The organism is Erythrobacter sp. THAF29 (assembly GCF_009363635.1).
In the GTDB taxonomy this organism is placed as follows: domain Bacteria; phylum Pseudomonadota; class Alphaproteobacteria; order Sphingomonadales; family Sphingomonadaceae; genus Erythrobacter.
The window spans coordinates 1,563,434-1,580,514 of sequence record NZ_CP045392.1 but is presented as its reverse complement, the minus strand read 5'-3'; the positions used below and the strand labels follow the sequence as shown (position 1 = coordinate 1,580,514).

Genomic DNA, 17,081 nt, shown 5'->3' with positions numbered 1-17,081 from the left:
CAGCCCCTCTACGGAACATAATGAGAACTTTTTGGCGCAACGCAAGGGTCAGTTCGAGTTGGATTTCGGGTAAATCTTCAATGATTTGCACGAATTGAACCGTCTATGGACGGTCCGAGACCTCAACGGACAAGCAGCTCCGTGGCCCCTGGTTCTGAGAATTTTCTTCTTTCGACACGATTTTGCGGCTGACGCGCTCGAATCTGCAGCGACAGCGACGGATTTCCGCGCCAACGTTGCCGAAATTTGCGCGAATCGAATCCAGAATGCTCCGGTATGGCTATCCTTCCCAATTTTGAATTTGCATCAGGCGAGAGACCCATGTGCTGCTGAACCTGGCAGCCCGAAACGACTGAAACTGGGCCGTAAGCAGTCAGTCCGCTTCAGGATGCCATGACCGGGAAAGCCGACATTCCGCTAACGACCCACTATCGGACGTAACGTCGTGTCGGTCGAGCGAAAGCTCTAAGCCAACCTATCGATTAGTCATCAAGTCGCCCCAAACGCCCAGAACGATAGGCCGCTTCGACTTCTGCAATCTCGGCCTGAGTGCTCATCACGAATGGGCCGCGCTGGAAGAAGCTTTCCACAATTGGCTCACCCGTCACGATGACCACATGGCTATCCACATTCGCTCGGACATTCAGTTTCTCGGCCTTTCGCGACGCCGCGATCGCCAACGCATGTCCCTCAGTGATCGTGACACGATCAGTCCCGAAAACAGCCTCACAGCGTCCACGGACTGTGTAGATCCATTGCGAGTGGCCGTGGGCAACATCGTGCTCAATGTGACTGCCCGCATCGATCTTCACATCGAGGATGGTCATCGGCAATGCTGGGGAACTGGCGCCACGAACATTGTTACTTTCGCCCAAGACAAGACGGACCTTTGCCCCCTCGCTTTCGATCATTGGCATATCGCTAGCTTTGACATGCAGTGCATGCGGTGCGTCGCGCTTCATGCGAGCAGGCAAATTTACAAACATTTGCAGGCCGTGAGCGGTAGCACCAGAAACCGGCTTTTCGTCATGGACGGCTCCGCTGCCAGCCTTAAGCCAGTAAAGATCGCCTGGCATCAGATCGATGTCGTTGCCAAGCGAATCCCGGTTGTTGAAGGCGCCTTTGCTGTCCTCGAACAGGACGGTGACCGCTGACATTCCAGCATGGGGATGCGCGCCGAATGTTGGCTCGGTCATGGTGTAGTGATCGACCATCACCAGCGGGTCCATCAGACCTCCAAACATGGCGTGCTTGAAACTGAGCGCTTCAAAGCCAGACCGGATTGAAAGGGGCTTGCCTGCAATTGGGGCAAGAGTGGAATCCGGCACGTGCTGGCTATGATCGACAGTTGGCTCAATCGAGGTTGATGCTTGGCGCTGCATTTTCAATTCTCCGTTCGACTTAGTCCCTTACGAGTAGGCTCACCGAGAGCGGGGCGCTTGCCGTACCCCGCCAGACTTTTGGCATCTCGCGCCAATTGAGCGTTTAGTCCTCTATGCCGAGATATCGGAACGTCTGGCCTAGGGTATTGAACGTGCCATGTGCCAAGATCAGCGGCATGATATTACGCTTTCCAAACCACAGGTAGAACACGCCAAAGGCAAACCCTCCCGCACCGGTAACAAGTGCGCCATGCCACCCTTGATAGTAGGCGTGCCGATAGCCGAAGAAGGCAGACGAAATGAGCAGGGCGATAATATCCCCACGCAGACCGCCACCCAGACTTTCACTTGCGTTGCTTATGATAAAAGCCCGAAACAAAAGCTCTTCGAAGAACGATCCGTGCGTCCACACCAAAAGCATGATCAGAACATAGGCGACCAAATCGCCCTCGATGTGAGAGAAGCGATCGCTTGTTCCGATGTCTTCAAAGAACTGGTCCGCCAACAGGACCATAAGTTGTGTGCAGACCAAAAAGAAGGCCATGGTCAATACGGTTAGGCCAAGCGTCCTGATCCAGCTTTCGGGCCAGCGAAAGCCAAGATCGCCCCAACTACGCCCCCGACGCCGAAGGAGTATGGTAGCCAAAATCATAGCGCTGAGCGTTGACGCGGGCCCCGCGTAGAGTTGGGTGATGGGAAGCAATGATTGCTTAACGGCAACCATCATCGCCACGACCAGTGCCAAGTCGCGAAAGGCGATGAGTCGCTCTTTGGACTGCCGTCGATACACGTGTTCATCGGGACCTTCTTGACTCTGTGACACGGGGGCTACCCTTCCTTTTGGCGCGGTGAGACACGGCGTTTACGAAGCCACAGACTCAAGCCCGCGCCAGTCAGGATGATGAGCACTCCACCAGCAAACGCCGCTAGCGCTGTCGGCAGCCGCGACGCGAATGTCAGGCTATCTACGTTACCGGTTTTCCAGAACACCCATTCGCCAGCCAATTCGGTCGCAAGCATCGGATTGCCGGTCGAGAGAACGACAATTCCATCTCCCCTAGCCGGGTCCAGCCGCGCGGCTGTGTTGATGGCAGGTTCGTTGCTGCCGTCATGGCCAATGATATGTCCACCCGCATTGTTGGACGCGTAGAGCATCGTGCCAAGTCCCCATATTTCTGCACCCATTTCAGAGGCGTGAGGCTGATTCAGGAGGTTCATGGTCGAGGATGAGAGAACCGGGTTCGCCCCGTCCGAAGCCTGCGCCATCAGAAACTTGCCGAGGTCTTCAGATGTGGTGAACAAGGACGTGGCGGCCAATGCTGTATACCAACGGAATGGCTCCGCTGTGCCGTCGGGTCTGAAATTCTCTGCCAGCCCAAGCTCCAGCGCTCTGGCATGATCAAACGTCGTTCTCTCCATACCCAGAGGGACAAAGACCTTGTCATCCATGTATTCAGCGAACGACTTACCAGAGACCTCTTCGATCAGGAGTTGAAGCAAGGTGTAGCCGCCTCCCGAGTAAGCGAAGCCTGAGCCAGGCTCGCTACCCAGAAGAGTTCTCCCATCATTGCCGGGAGATGCATCCACAGCCTTAGTCAGCGAAGCCTCTAGAGATTGGCGATCCTGCGCTGCATCGAACCCGTCATAACCAAGACCGTCGCTAAGACCGGCTGTGTGGCTCAGCAAACGCCTCACTGTAACGCCTGATGCATCAAATTCCGAAGCCGGGAGTGTCCAGCGCGAGAGATAGTCCGAGACCGGCGCATCGAGGTCAAGCTGTCCCTCTTCGAACAGGGCCATGACACCCCAAGCCGTCAGCCATTTGCCGAGCGAGGCTACCTGGAAGACTGACTGAGCGTCGACCGCATCACCGTTGGACAGGTGAAATTCAGAGGCGGTCTCGCCACCCTCAATCAAGACAAAGCTTACATTGCCGATGTTTTTGTCCTCGGCGATGGATTGCGCGGCCCGTGCAAATTCGATGGCATCTCCACTTTCGGCGAGCGCAGAATCTCCCCAGCCTTGATCGAGGCCTGCGAAGACGGCAGCGCCCCACAACGTGCAACAACCAATGGCTGCACCAATATGCATTAGAGTGGTCCGCATCTCACTGCCCTCCAAATTCGTTAGGGTCCGATAGGCCGGAGGCTTGCAGAACAGTCATTGGATCAATTCCTTGGACAAGTTCCTCGATGGCCTTTCGTTTGTCCGGCGCGTGATCGACATATGCCAAGGCCATCTGGCGGCCGATCCAGTATCCAAGATCGCTGCGCCAGTCCTTTGCGACCCGGTTGTGGTTGAAGAACCAGCGGCCAAGGGCTGAGCGCGCTTCGGGAGAGAAAGTGGCTAATGTCTCTCCGCGTGCGACGCTTGCACGAATGATTTCCCGGTCCGCATGAAACTGCCGGAACAGTGCATCCCTACGGGTCATGGCCCAAGCATCACGCTCGGCATCGGGAATGCGACCCAAGACCAAGGCCGCGATCATGTCCGCAACGCCTTCATGCAAAGCCAAAGTAAGCAGAGGGTCGTTCCCCAACGTGGTCTCGTCTAACGGCGGCTGGAGGGAATGAACCGGTTCATGCGCGAAGAAATATCTGAGGGCACTTCTAAACTCTGCCTCCGTTGGGCTTGCAGCGCACAAAGTTTCAAGCCCGATCACTTGAACGTTTGGCGAAGCGATTCCGGCAGAAGTTCCAGCCCCGATGACGACCTCGACACGAGGCAAGGTTTCATCGGGAAATAGTCCCGATAGTGCCAGATATGTCGCCCTTAAGTCAGGCTCCATACTCTTCGCGATGGGCAGACACCTTTGAATGGCGTCACGATAAGTGGCCGGAGACCTTGTGATAGCGTCGGAGAGAGCCTCAGCTGTTCCAAAGCGAGTGGTCTGCATGAGGGCAAGACCCTCTCCTGCTTGAGACAGGTAATTGGCTTCGATCCGCTCTCGGCTGGGCTGCTCCTCAGTCTCGAGAAACAAGGCCGCAAACCGGTCTGCATCGCTGGTGTCGATGACTGCTTCCAATGGGTCTTGTGCGGCGAGCGGAGAAGCCAATGCCACAACCGCGGCAGCGGCAAGAAGGGGGAGCTTGATCTGCATAATGTCCTCCAGCGCCTTGGATGGCGTCAAACCTGGCTGCTGGTGATCAGGGTGATCGCAGCGATGATATAGAGCCCGGAGGTCAGAATGCTGCCGAAGGACCGTGCATGATTGAGCAGTGTCCATGTCCGGATGTACTTCTCCCAGTAGATTCGGGCATCGAGACTGTCGTGATCGAGGCGAGCAAGCGCGTCGTTCATCGGAACATTGCCCAACATCGTCACCAGAAAGACGCTGGCCAGAAAAACCAGGGACGCCAGGATAAGCGTCACGAGCGCCGCACCTTCGAACACAAACAGACTGTAGACCGCAAAGATGGCCGAGAAGGTGGCGATCGAGAGGATGCCGGCGACAAACTGAGTTTTGATCACGTCACGATTGATATTCTGCATCGCCTCGATGCCGCCAGCTGGCTCAGTCTTTTTGAGGGCCGACATGATGAATTCCGAGAATGCCGAGAAATTGCCTCCGACAATCGCGCTCCAAAGCGCAAGGAAGAGGGCAAAATAGAGGGGCCAGTCATAGGTCATGGTTTGGGTGTCCTTTCATTGGTTTTTCGGAAGGTTTCGACCGGCAGTGCGACCGGGTTGCCTCCGAACAGCCAGATCAGGCTGCTGTTGCCCACACACCGGTTGCGGCAACTTCGTGCGCATAGTCGGCAAAGTCTTTGGGTGAGCGGCCAAGCGCGCGCTCAACCCCGTCTGTCAGGTGCGCATTGCGACCATCGAGTACCGTCGAGAACAGATAGTCGAGCATCCAGATGACATCTTCGGGGGCGCCAGATTTGGTGAGCTCTTCGATGAAAGCGTCATGCGGCACATCGACGAAGATAATTTCCCGCCCCGTCGCAGCAGAGAGGTCTGCTGCTATATCAGCCATGGTAATCAGCCTTGGGCCTGTGACTTCGTAAATCTCGCCATTGTGCCCGTCTTCGCTGAGTGCAGCGACGGCCACATCGGCAATGTCATCGACATCGACAAACGGTTCTGGTGTGTCACCTGCTGGAAGAGTAATCGCTCCGCCAAGCACCATGTCAATAAAGGCACCTTCAGAAAAATTCTGGCTGAACCAGCTGGCGCGGACAACAGTCCATTCGAGGCCGCTTCGCGCCACAATCTGTTCGCAGTCCTGCGCTTCCTGTTCGCCGCGACCGGACAACAAAACGAGGCGCTTGACGCCTTTCAACTTGGCGCGCTGGACCAAAGCGCTGATCGCATCCTTCGCCCCTGGCATCGCCAGATCTGGGGAGTAAGTGATGTAGATGTTCGAGACGCCCTCAAGCGCGGCATCCCAACCTGCTTCTTTGTCCCAGTCGAACGACGGGAAGGAGGAGCGAGAGCCAATGCGAACCTTGTGCCCCTTTTTGATCAGGCGGTCCGCAACTCTCTTTCCGGTCTTGCCGGTTCCACCGATTGCCAAGGTGATCGGTGCATTGTCGGTTTGAGTAGCCATGTGCTTGTTCCTGTTTGTTGGAGACAAGCTTGGGATAGGTGAGTGGCCTCAGTGTCTCTTGCCCGACAACGACAAGATTTGTGCAGATGGCGTCAGCGGCCTGTTTGTGACTCCAAACGATAAGAGCGGGGCGTTTCGCCCGCCCAACGCTTGAAAGCTCGAGTAAAGCCGCTTTGTTCGGCAAAACCGGTGAGAAAGGCTATCTCTGCAAGGCTATAATTTGTCTCACGAAGCAGTTGTTGGGAGAGCTCCCTGCGCGCCTGATCCACGAGGCCTTGAAAGGACTTTTCTTGATCTGAGAGCCTTCGTTGCAGGGTCCGCGCGCTCATTCCAAGCGATCCTGCGACGGTTGAAAGGGTTGGCACACCTTCGCTCAGCATTTTGGCGACCACCATGCGCACTCGCTTATCAAGGCTTTCTGGCTCTGCATGCTTTGCAAGCTCTGCTTCGAGATGTTGGTCAAAGAACTGAGCAATGGTCTCATCACCAAGCTTGTTGGGCACATCAAGGCTTTCATCGCTGACAAGCAATGCGTCGCGTCCAGAGTTAAAATGAACTGGGCAGTTAAAGTGCTTCTCATAGACGGCGGGGTCACCGCGCGCGCCATGCTTGAAGAAGACACCAAGCTGCTGAAAGGGCTGAGAAGCAACTTCTTGGCATATGGTCATTACCGAGGACATGCTGGCCTCGTTTGAAAGAAGCATACCTGGCCCAGTATTGCCTGCCTTATCCAGGCTGAAGAACCAGCCATCGTTGCCTTGTTCAAGGCTATAGGTTTCTGCGTTGCCGAGCACGTGGCCGTAGCGCGCCGATCTCACAAACGAACCGCGCAAGTTCGGTGCAGATTTCCAGGCAAGGCCAAAAGCACCGTACTCATCACTCTTCATCGTGGCACCGATGCGAAGTGGCAATGTAATTCCGTCAGGATCGCGCTGTGCCAAGGTTGCAAAGAAATCATAGAACTGATCGGCTGCAACCATCAGCTTGGGGTCTATTGTTCCATCGGTCGGGACGCCCATGCTCTCCAGCAGGTCTCGTGTCTCAACGCCTCCACCAACATGGGAGAGAACCTTGTGAACGTAGAGAGATGTGATCTCGCTCATTGCATGCCCCACTGCTCTGGGGGCAACTTACCAACTGCGCCAGTGACCGCAAGTTAGGCTTGCAGCTGAAGGTAGACCACCGTGAAAGTAAGAGTGTTGGCGGCTGCATGAGCAATCATGAGAGGCCAGATATTGCGCATATGCAGGATATAAAGAACGCCCAGAGTCACCGCTATGCCGCCGGTAGTGACGAGCCCGCGCAGCCCCAAATAGTAGACATGGCCAAGGCCGAAGATCAGGGCGGATATCAGCACACTGAGCGCGCTCGCCCAGGTCGAGTTACCCAATGCCTCGCGCAGCTTCCCGATCATGAAACCTCGAAAGTACAATTCTTCAGCGGGACCGGCGAACCAAACTATCGCCAACCAGAAAATGTAGAGCCGCGTATTGCCTGCAACATCACCAAAGCGATCTTGAGCTCTGGAATTGTCGGGCTTCATGAAGTCCAATCCAAGCGCTTCACCAGCGAGGCTAAGAGCGGAGGCGGTCGCCAGGATCGCAAAGAGCGCAAGTAATGTCTGGAACGGCAGCAGGACAAAGCCTCTTCTCGACTTGATCTTGACAAGGCCAATCCATGCCCGCTTTCTCCCATCGATCTCAGATAGAAGAGGATAACTGACAACATAATCCCGAGCGAGACCGGTCCGCTGTAACGCCAGATGAACTGGTCGAGAACAATCTTCAGCAGGTAACCGAGCGAAACAATCGCACAGAAATCGATGAGGGGCCGAAAGCGTGATTGGGTGTTGAATAGAGCAGTCATTCAACTGAGTTAGGCTCAATTTGCCTAGGGCTCTTGCCGGACCCCGCCAGAGTTTTGCCCATCCACGACAAGCGGGCGCGAGAAGGGGCTCATTTTGGGAGCGCGAACTGGTCTGAACCAAGATTGGGCATCTAAACCGGACAATGCGCTTTCACCTCCAGAAGTGGACGCTGGATCACTTGGGGCCAGCGCCCAACTCCAGTCAGATTTCAGTCTTCTCTGCCAAGGTCAACGCGTCTTCTATGTCGACACCGAGATATCGCACGGTGTTTTCAATCTTTGAATGACCAAGAAGGATCTGGATTGCTCGGATGTTGCCAGTCTCCTTGTAAATGGTTGAGGCTGCGGTTCGGCGAAGTGAGTGCGTTCCGTATTCTTCGGGTCTTAGCCCTATCGCTTCGACCCACTCATCGACCAGCCTCGCGTATTGGCGTGTGCTAAGATGACGTGAATGATCAACCCGGCTGGGAAATACAAACTCTTCGACATCGCCCCCTCGAAGTTCGAGCCATGCGAACAAGCTTTCTCTGGCGTCCTTGGCTATCTCAAACTGGACTGGTCTACCCGTCTTGCGCTGAGTGATCGTTGCACGCGTTCTGATCTCAGGTCCGCTTACCAAGTCGCCGATCTTGAGCTCAACGAGATCACATCCTCGGAGCTTGCTATCGATCGCCAAATCAAACAGCGCTCGATCCCTGACGCGCTGCTCACGATCGAGGAAGAATCGGATCGCCCAGATCTGCTTCTGATTGAACGGACGCTTGGGTCCGATCTTTGCGCCAAAGTTCCATGGCACCCGGCCTTGTGCCGCCGGATCAAACTGTGAGTAAGTCATATTCCTTCTCCTTGGCCGGAATGGCCTCAAAGAATGTCCGCTATCAGGGACTAAGATCTTGAATGGCTAGGTATTGGATTGAGGGCGCTTAACTGCCATGAGCCAGCAGACGGAAAGCCATAAGAGTTCACCATGGCGCTCATCTAACTCGGCCCTGCTGCTCCGCCTCAAACGCGCGCTTGCCCTTGCGCCGGAACAGCACCAGCGCTTGCGCACGATCCGGACCGCGCAGCTTGGCCGCGACGGTGAGCAAGGCGCCGTAAAGCGCAGCGCGGTCATCGTCGATTAGTTCGACCAGATCGGCCTTTGCAACAAGGCCGCCCAGCTCGATCAGTTGTTTTGTCCGTTCGCGTCGTTTCACCTGCCATTCGCGCATGTCGGTTCTTGCCTTTGCCGCCTCAAGCCTATGCCGTGCCGCCGCCTGTCGGCAGAGTGCCTTCCGGCTGCTGGCGAGGTCTGTTCGCAGTGTCGCGCGACTTGTCCTGAAAGAAGGCTGCGCCGCGCTTGCGCCAGCCCTCCCCGGTCGCCTTGTCGGTGTTGGCGGCAGCACCGAGCAGCGCGCCTGCAAGAGTCTCAGCATCGAGCGCGTCGGCTCCGGTTGCCAGGACCAGCGCGCCGAGATCGCGCACGCGGCGTTCCTTCAGCTGCTTTGCCTTGTCGGCCAAGGCCTTCAGTTCCGAATCAAAATCGCGGGGTTTGCGCATGGGATGTCTCCATCGTTGATGTGATGGGTCCATGATAATCGGTGAGCTTTCTCAATGCAGTAAGGTCGCCGGGACAGTGTGATACCGCCTAGTCCCGAACAGGATTTTATCATGAGAGGGCGCGCTTATACGTCGTGCCGACGTGGCGTTTGGAGTGTAACTGGATTGCCGACATGGCAATCTTTCACTTCAGCGCAAAGGTCATCGGAAGGTCGAGCGGACGCAGTGCCGTGGCGGCGGCAGCCTATCGTGCGGGCGAGAGATTGCACGATGAGCGCATCGACAGAACCCATGACTTCACGAACAAGGCAGGTGTCCTTCATTCCAAAGTGATGCTGCCCAAAGCTGCGCCTGAAGCCTTCGCCGACCGGGCCACGCTCTGGAACGCGGTCGAGGCCGGAGAGAAGCGCAAGGATGCCCAGCTCGCCCGCGAGGTCGAGTTCGCACTGCCCCGCGAGCTGGCGAAGAGGGACAACATCAGGCTGGCGCGCGAGTTCGTGAAAGCCGAGTTCGTCGAGAAGGGCATGATCGCCGATCTCAATGTCCATTGGGATATCGGCGAAGACGGCAAGGCCAAGCCACACGCCCATGTCATGCTCACCATGCGGGAGGTCACCAAGGACGGCTTTGGCGCAAAGGTCCGCGACTGGAACAAGACAACGCTGATCGCGCAATGGCGCGTGCGCTGGGCCAACCATGTGAACCGCGCGCTGGCGGAACGCGATATCGATGCGCGGATCGATCATCGCAGCCTGGACGCGCAAGGCATCGCGCTTGAACCGCAGGACAAGATCGGTCCCGCAGCCTCGCGCATTGGCGGACGCGGACTCGAAGCGGAACGGATCGACGAGCACCGCGCCATCGCCCAGCGCAATGGCGAACGCATCATCGCCAATCCCGCGCTTGCGTTCGATGCGATCACGCACCAGCAAGCCACCTTCACCAGGCGCGATCTTGCCGCATTTGTTCACCGCCACAGCGACGGCAAGGAGCAGTTTGACGCGGCCTACAATGCGGTGTGCAGTTGCTCCGACCTGATCGGTCTAGGCAAAGACGGGCGCGGGCAGGACCGGTTCACATCACGGGCAATGATCGAGACCGAACAACGCCTGCATCGCGCTGCTGACGCAATAGCCGCACGAACCAAACACAACGTCAGCGATACCCAACGAAACGCTGCATTCGCCAGCGCAGCAAAGCGCGGCTTGGTGCTCTCAGGCGAGCAAAAATCCGCTTTCGAACACGTGACCAAGAAGGGCGGCCTTGCCGTGGTCGTTGGCTATGCCGGAACCGGCAAAAGCGCGATGCTGGGCGTGGCGCGAGAGGCTTGGGAAAGCGCTGGCTACAATGTGCGAGGCGCGGCCCTGTCCGGTATCGCCGCCGAGGGTCTGGAGAAAGGTTCCGGCATCGCATCGCGCACCATCGCCAGCCTTGAGCATCAATGGGGCAAGGGACGCGAACACCTCACTTCGAGCGACGTGCTCGTCATTGATGAAGCGGGCATGGTCGGCACGCGGCAGATGGAGCGCGTGCTCACCCATGCCGCTAGGACAGGCGCGAAAATTGTCCTGGTCGGTGACCAGCAGCAACTTCAGGCCATCGAAGCAGGCGCGGCATTTCGAGCCATCCACGAACGCCACGGCGGCGTCGAGATCAGCGAGGTTCGTCGCCAGCTTTCCGCATGGCAGCAGGATGCCACCAGGCACCTCGCCACGGGCCGCACCGGCGAAGCAATCCAGACCTACGAAGAACGCGGCATGGTCCATGCCGCCGAGACGCGCGAAACCGCGCGGACAGAGCTGATCGAGCGTTGGGATCGCGAGCGGCGGGGCGGCCCCGAAGACAGCCGGATCATCCTCACGCACACCAATGATGAGGTCCGCGCACTGAACCAAATGGCGCGCGGGAAAATGCGTGCGGCGGGCGCACTGGGTGCGGATGCCACGATCAAGTCGGCACGCGGCGCGCGCCAGTTTGCGTCGGGCGACCGCATCATCTTCCTGCGCAACGAACGCGGGCTTGGGGTGAAGAACGGCACGCTGGGAACGGTCGAACAGGCCAGCGCCCAAGGGATAGCGGTGCGCACGGATGATGGCCGCGAAGTCGTCTTTAAAACAAAGGACTACGCCCACATCGATCATGGCTACGCCGCCACGATCCACAAGGCGCAGGGCATGACGGTGGACCGCGCCCATGTGCTGGCCACGCCGGGCATGGATAGCCATTCCGCCTATGTCGCCATGTCGCGCCATCGCGACGGGCTGGCCCTGCTCTATGGCCGCGATGACTTTGCCGATCAGTCCAAGCTAGTTCGCACCCTGAGCCGCGAACGCGGAAAGGATATGGCGGGCGATTATAAGCCCGAGCAGGCCTTCGCCGAACTGCGCGGCATCAGCTTCCGCGAACGGATAATAGAGATGGTTCGGCAGGTGCCCAGTCGCGCCAAGTCGATCTTCGGAAACTTCCGACCACAGGCCCGCCAGCTTGAGCCAATCCCTGCGCAGGCGAACACGCAGAACGACCAGCGCCGCGCGGTCGAACGCTATGCCCGCGCGGCGGGCGATATCGGCACGATGCAGGCCCAGGGCTTGCCCGTCCTCCCGCACCAGAAGGACGCACTGGAGAAGGCAGGAAAGGCGCTCGACGCAATCCGGCCTCATGCTGCAATCGATCTCGCCAAGGCGCTGGAGCGGCGTCCTGAGCTGATTGCTGAGGCCGCTGGCGGGCGTAGCCAGGAAGTCATGCGCGCCATGCAGCACGAAGCCGCCGTGCGCACCGATCCGGCGTTGCGCTCCGAACGCTTTGTCAGCGACTGGCAGGGTCTGACCGTTGCGCGCAAACAACTTGAGCAGCAGGGCGACCGTGCGGACGCTGCCTGCGTGTTGGCCAAGCAAAACGAGCTGGCGAAGGGGCTTGAACGCGATCCGCAGGTCGAAGTGCTGCTGCGCGGCAAGACCCGCGAACTCGGCATCGATCCGAAGCCCGAACGCAACATCGCCAATGAACTCACCGCAACCCTCGCCCGCGAGCGCACCCGCGCTTTCGACATGGGCATCTAGGAGAAACGAGATGGAAGACGACCACATCGAAGAAGTGCAACTGGACCTTGAAGTCGAGGAACCACCCGCCCCGAAGCCAGAACCTGAAGCCGAGACAGAAACAGATCCCGCGACCGAAGCCTTCGCCCGTCTCGAAGGCGAAATGGCGATGGTGCGCCATACGGTCCAGAACATGGCTAGGGAGCGAGCCGACATCGTGATCCCGGACTACACCGCCACGCTCGGCCAGATGGCCGATCAGCTGGGACAGGTCTCCAAGGCGCTGAACGCAATCGACAGCAAGCCTGCCATCGAATTGACTCCGGAAGACATAGCAGTTCAGATCAAGCGTGCCTCACTCGACATGCTGCGCGATGCCAGCGACCTGTTCCGGCACGGGCGCAAAGACCTGGACCTTGCAACCGGTCGTCTCGCTGCAATTGTCGGGCGGGTCCGCACCGAGGACGAGCAGAAACGACAGACCCGGCGCTTTGCAGGCGTGGGTGTGCTGGCTGGCATACTGCTCTGATCGATTCTGCCTAGTACCATCGCCCGCGCTATGCCTGAAAGCTGGCACTGGCCCGAACGGATGGCTCGAAAGGCCGTTGGCGAACCGACCATCGTGGAAGCGGGCATCCGGTTGATCCGGTCGCAGAACCCCAAAGGGTGGGAGGAACTGGCTGCCACGCAGCTCATCCTGAGCAACAACCGAGAAGCCTTGGGTCGCTGCGCTGAAAGAGCACTTGAGGCAAACAGAACCATCAAGTGTTCGATTGAGCTAGAACCATGAACAATGGTCGCATGTTATTCCTTGCGAAGCTGCGGAGTGCATGCTCGCGTTCCTTCTCCATGTAATTGGACTTGCGGTCATTTTGTTTCGTTGTAGTTTGAGACCTCTTGTTCCGAGGTAGCTTAGTAGACAAAGTGCCGGGCTCTGGACCCGGAGAGCGCGGGTGCAATTCCCGCCCTCGGACCATCTCCAGCAAAGGGGTCTTGAGTGAACGAGCGGACGGGTGACAAATACGCCTTTTTGCAGTTCATCAAGCCCAAAGAGAGCAACCAGCCTGAGAAGGCGCGACGTTGGTCCGATGTGCTGTCTGGCATCCTTACCGGTGAGTTGAGAATTGGATCGCGTAGACCCGTTCAGGGGATGCCAACCTGGGCCACCCCTGAAGTTCTGCGAGGCGGCTTTGCGACCGGAGCCTATGCGGCTGGCGGCCCCCTACTCTCACATGAGTTAAAGCTCGCGGAAAAGCTTGAGATTGCGAGCAAGGATGTCGCGACCGTCCGAAGCGCGCTCAATACCTGGTTCTTGTCAGACGTAGGTTTGTCTGACCTCGATCAGTTGATCTCTGAAGGTCGGTACGAGGCGGATACACCGGAGGAAATGGCACTCGTTTGCGTTGCGCTTTTGGCTGATCCTGCCCCTGAAACTGCAAAGTCGATCTTGGGCGAAATCGTTCCATTCTTTGATCGTTTGAGATTCTACCCGAGACCGAGAAACTCTCCGCGACCAGAAGGTTTGCACGTGCGCAGCGTGGCAGAAGTTCGTCAGGCGCTGAAGAGAGTTCAGCCCCGTGGAGATATCCTGGTTCAAAACGCCACGCTTTCCATCTGGATACCGCTCTATGATCGACTGATGGACTTGCTCGATGCGCGAGGTCCAGCCCTCAATGTCGAACATGCAAAGGCCTGGCTCCACGACTACGAAGTCGCTGACAAATCACTCATGGCCGTGCGGTGGAGGAAACCCAGTGGCCGGTTTCAACGATCCAAAAAAATCTTAGAAGCACTCGTGAATGGGAAACCGCTCCAACCCCGCGATGAAGCGTTTCTCGATAAGCACCTTAAGGACTATTTCTCTAAGCACGGTCGGGGCGAGGTGCGCGGGAGTTACCGCCGGGCCCAGAAAACTCAGATCGTTGCCGACCTGCATGACGCACTGGCCGAGATTACGATCAGCCGAATAGCAGAGCACGAAAGTTCAGACGGGCTGGTCGATATAGATTCAATCGTCGCTTCGGTCACAAGCGGCGAAGCGCGAACTGGCGCGAGCACTGGCGCAGTGATGCCACCTTCAATTCAGCGGAAGGTAGGGCTCGCTCAATTGGGTAGCGTGGAGGCCCTTATCGAAAAGGGTCTAATTCGTTCTCCTGAGACCCTTGGTTCCATCCTTCCCGGAATTGCGGGCGAATTGTACCGCAATCAGTTTGATAATCCGCGTTATGGCTTCGCTTACGCGTCAGCCTATGAAGCATTTCATCGCCGTCGGTCCTTATTGCTCCTCAATCTGGAATCTCAGGTCCGCGTTGACGAACTGCCTTGGATTGCTGCGCTATCGCAGTTCCAGAAGAACGAGCGAAGCGAGATGGCGCCAGAACTTGAGCTCCTCGATCGGCTCGTCACCCTTCTGATCACGCATTTCCCTCACGTCCAATTCCCTAACCCTGTTATCGAGCAAATGCAGAGCTTGGGTAGGCGGGCCGAATTGAAGATACCGTTGGTGAGTGAACTCGCAGCCGACATATTCATGGGACAGTTCTCTCAACCGTTCGGCTTGGCTGGATCGAAGACTGTCGAGCATTTCGCTGGCACGCTTTACGCTCGCTATTACGACTTGCCAAATTCGCTATCGCCGAAGGACTTCGCACGGTTGTGTCATGACAGGGCTGGACAAAAACCCAGCCAAGGCTGGTCAGTCGCCTACAATGGAATGGTCCTTGAGCAGGCGATGATCCTGACCTCGCACAACATGGCAGCAGTATTTGAGCTACTGCCGCTTAGAGATATCGACTTCAAACGCGCCTCAATTGCTAGCTTCGAATGGATCGTCAGCAGACTGCAGCAAAAAGCGCCACATCATCACGCAAGGCTGATTGCTATCAAGCAGTCGGCATATGCATGGAGACAGATGGTCGCCTACTTGTCGCGTTTGTCAAAAACCGAGCAGAGAGAGGTCTATGCGGCGATGGACGCCAACCTCGCAGACGGTACCAAGGAGGGGCATGAAAATCTACGTCCTTTCCTGGCCCACCTTGGGCAAGCGATTGAGGAAGATAGCAAGTCTGGGACAGACGGGCGTTATCTAGTTGGCTGGACGCTAGGAGAGCATCCACTGATGGATCAATAGCATCCAGCGCTCGCGCCGTTCAACGATAGGTCCAAATACCGCCTGTACCAAAGTTATTCGTGATTGCTGGAGGCTTTGGAAATAGCCTGTGATTCGGAATTTCCAGAGCAGTAACTCCCCCACGCCTCCATCAGTTTCACCCGCGCGCCGGGATTCTCCGGCGTGCCGAGGTAGGTCGTGCGGCGATAGGCAGCCTGCACTGCGTCAGGTGTCTTGTGCGCCAGTGCCGCTTCGACGACCGCATTGGGGAAGCCTTCGTTCGCCGCCCAGTCGGTGAAGCTGGAGCGGAAACCGTGAACGTGGAAAGGCTCCTGCATGTCGCGCATGACCTTGAGCAGGGTCATGTTGGACATCGCCTTGCCGGTCATACCGGGGAAGACCACTTCGGCGCCCTCAAGCCGCATTGCGTCTGCCTTCACGAGCACCGCCAGAGCCGCCCCTGACAGCGGCACAATGTGCGCCTTGTTTCGCTTCATGTGCTCGGCTGGGATTGTCCAAAGGCGATGGGCCAGATCGAACTCATCCCATTTTGCCAGCCGCACTTCCTGCGAGCGAACACCCGTCAAAATGAGGAGGTCCAGCGCCAGACGCGAATAGGATGGCTTGCGCCGCAATGCGGTCAGGAACGACGGAACGGCTACGTATGGCATTGCCTTGCGGTTGGCCGGTTTCTTGATCTGTCGAGGTAGCCCTCGCCCCGCTTTCAGACTGCTGTTGCCCGAAGGAGCCTCCGTAGAGCGCCAGCCCTTTGCATGGGAGTAATCGAGCACCGCGCAAATCCGGTTACGAACCTGACGGGCTGTTTCGGGAATTTCCTGCCAGATTGGTGTGAGGACAGTGATGATGTCCGCAGCGGTTATGCCGCCTGTGGTCATATCGCCAAGCTTCGGGAAGGCGTAGTTCTCCAGGCTGGCGAGCCACTGGCGACCATAGACTTCGCTTTTCCAGCCTGCCTCATTCTCCGAATGATATTGGGTGGCAGCTTCGCGGAAGGTAATCTTGGCAGCTTCCTCGTCCTTCCGCTCGGTCAGCACGTCTCGTTTTTCGACCTTCACTGCCTTGCGGAGTTCGGCGGCCTTCGCGCGCGCCTCAGCCAGCGTCACCAGCTTTGCACTGCCAAGACCAATGTCTTGTCGTTTGCCATCGCGCTGGAGTCGCAGGAGCCAAGAAGCCGCACCAGTTTTTCCAACTTTCAGGAAAAGTCCGTCACCGTCCTGATAGGTGCCCGGATTCGCCAAAGCGGCCTTGACCGCCACCGCTGTAAGCTTGCCCATTCTCGTTCCCCACATTTCTGGAGGCCAATTGAGAGAGCCGCAGTGTGGGGAAGCCCATTTCCTTCCCCACACCTTCCCCACACTCACTGCCGGTTGCAGGCAAATAGCAGCGAACAGGGGTGGCCATCGGAAGACAGAATACCCTTGGTTTTCTGCGATTTCTAGGGCTTTTCGGGGATGCTCTGAGAAAGGGCGGTGGTGGACAGGGCTGGATTCGAACCAGCGTACGCTTGCGCGGGCAGATTTACAGTCTGCTGCCTTTAACCACTCGGCCACCTGTCCACACCATGCCTTGCAGGA

At 57.5% G+C, this 17,081-nt stretch carries 14 protein-coding genes, 2 tRNA genes and 1 pseudogene; 4 read left to right on the top strand and 13 right to left on the bottom strand.

Going from position 1 to position 17,081, the window contains the following annotated elements; translation table 11 throughout:
• Window positions 1–482 precede the first annotated feature (482 nt).
• The 11 genes from FIU90_RS07670 to FIU90_RS07620 all read right to left on the bottom strand — a co-directional run bounded on the left by FIU90_RS07670 (window position 483) and on the right by FIU90_RS07620 (window position 9,339).
• Window positions 483–1,382 carry a pirin family protein gene (locus FIU90_RS07670; RefSeq protein WP_152434245.1) on the bottom strand — a complete coding sequence of 300 codons (900 nt, stop codon included), beginning with the start codon at window positions 1,380–1,382 and terminating at the stop codon, window positions 483–485.
• Window positions 1,383–1,485: 103 nt separating this feature from the next.
• Window positions 1,486–2,205 (bottom strand): CPBP family intramembrane glutamic endopeptidase, encoded by a 720-nt coding sequence (locus tag FIU90_RS07665; RefSeq protein WP_152434244.1) that lies wholly within the window; start codon window positions 2,203–2,205, stop codon window positions 1,486–1,488.
• A 5-nt stretch (window positions 2,206–2,210) separates the two neighbouring features.
• Complete coding sequence (locus FIU90_RS07660; protein WP_152434243.1) at window positions 2,211–3,473, bottom strand: serine hydrolase; 1,263 nt, start codon at window positions 3,471–3,473, stop codon at window positions 2,211–2,213.
• A gap of 16 nt (window positions 3,474–3,489) precedes the next feature.
• Window positions 3,490–4,482 (bottom strand): hypothetical protein, encoded by a 993-nt coding sequence (locus FIU90_RS07655; RefSeq protein ID WP_152434242.1) that lies wholly within the window; start codon window positions 4,480–4,482, stop codon window positions 3,490–3,492.
• Window positions 4,483–4,508: 26 nt separating this feature from the next.
• Window positions 4,509–5,012 carry a DUF1772 domain-containing protein gene (locus tag FIU90_RS07650; RefSeq protein WP_152434241.1) on the bottom strand — a complete coding sequence of 168 codons (504 nt, stop codon included), beginning with the start codon at window positions 5,010–5,012 and terminating at the stop codon, window positions 4,509–4,511.
• Window positions 5,013–5,088: 76 nt separating this feature from the next.
• Window positions 5,089–5,934 (bottom strand): NAD(P)H-binding protein, encoded by an 846-nt coding sequence (locus tag FIU90_RS07645; RefSeq protein ID WP_152434240.1) that lies wholly within the window; start codon window positions 5,932–5,934, stop codon window positions 5,089–5,091.
• A gap of 92 nt (window positions 5,935–6,026) precedes the next feature.
• Window positions 6,027–7,037, bottom strand: a complete 1,011-nt coding sequence (locus tag FIU90_RS07640) for an AraC family transcriptional regulator (protein WP_152434239.1) — start codon at window positions 7,035–7,037, stop codon at window positions 6,027–6,029.
• A 53-nt stretch (window positions 7,038–7,090) separates the two neighbouring features.
• Window positions 7,091–7,819 carry a CPBP family intramembrane glutamic endopeptidase gene (locus FIU90_RS07635; RefSeq protein WP_152434238.1) on the bottom strand — a complete coding sequence of 243 codons (729 nt, stop codon included), beginning with the start codon at window positions 7,817–7,819 and terminating at the stop codon, window positions 7,091–7,093.
• 183 nt (window positions 7,820–8,002) lie between these two features.
• A complete protein-coding gene (locus tag FIU90_RS07630; RefSeq protein WP_152434237.1) occupies window positions 8,003–8,635 on the bottom strand; it encodes a tyrosine-type recombinase/integrase in 633 nt (210 codons plus the stop codon).
• Window positions 8,636–8,774: 139 nt separating this feature from the next.
• Window positions 8,775–9,011, bottom strand: coding sequence for a conjugal transfer protein TraD (locus FIU90_RS07625; protein WP_152434236.1), 237 nt, complete (start codon window positions 9,009–9,011; stop codon window positions 8,775–8,777).
• 28 nt (window positions 9,012–9,039) lie between these two features.
• Complete coding sequence (locus FIU90_RS07620) at window positions 9,040–9,339, bottom strand: conjugal transfer protein TraD (protein WP_152434235.1); 300 nt, start codon at window positions 9,337–9,339, stop codon at window positions 9,040–9,042.
• A gap of 173 nt (window positions 9,340–9,512) precedes the next feature.
• On the opposite strand from FIU90_RS07620, the gene traA reads away from it, so the two are divergent.
• The 4 genes and pseudogenes from traA (at window position 9,513) to FIU90_RS07600 (ending at window position 15,507) form a co-directional block, all read left to right on the top strand.
• Window positions 9,513–12,398 carry a Ti-type conjugative transfer relaxase TraA gene (traA, locus tag FIU90_RS07615; protein ID WP_152434234.1) on the top strand — a complete coding sequence of 962 codons (2,886 nt, stop codon included), beginning with the start codon at window positions 9,513–9,515 and terminating at the stop codon, window positions 12,396–12,398.
• Window positions 12,340–13,167, top strand: a pseudogene (locus tag FIU90_RS15730) (DUF6118 family protein). The gene traA and the pseudogene FIU90_RS15730 overlap by 59 nt, the downstream one beginning before the upstream one ends.
• Window positions 13,168–13,278: 111 nt before the next feature.
• Window positions 13,279–13,351: transfer RNA gene (locus tag FIU90_RS07605), tRNA-Gln, on the top strand.
• A 23-nt stretch (window positions 13,352–13,374) separates the two neighbouring features.
• The gene (locus FIU90_RS07600) at window positions 13,375–15,507 is read left to right on the top strand and encodes a hypothetical protein (RefSeq protein WP_152434233.1); all 2,133 of its coding nucleotides are present in this window, start codon (window positions 13,375–13,377) and stop codon (window positions 15,505–15,507) included.
• A gap of 53 nt (window positions 15,508–15,560) precedes the next feature.
• On the opposite strand, the gene FIU90_RS07595 is transcribed toward FIU90_RS07600, so the two are convergent.
• Both FIU90_RS07595 and FIU90_RS07590 read right to left on the bottom strand, forming a co-directional pair.
• Window positions 15,561–16,781, bottom strand: coding sequence for a site-specific integrase (locus tag FIU90_RS07595; RefSeq protein WP_152434232.1), 1,221 nt, complete (start codon window positions 16,779–16,781; stop codon window positions 15,561–15,563).
• A gap of 196 nt (window positions 16,782–16,977) precedes the next feature.
• A tRNA-Tyr gene (locus tag FIU90_RS07590) sits at window positions 16,978–17,063 on the bottom strand.
• Window positions 17,064–17,081 lie beyond the last annotated feature (18 nt).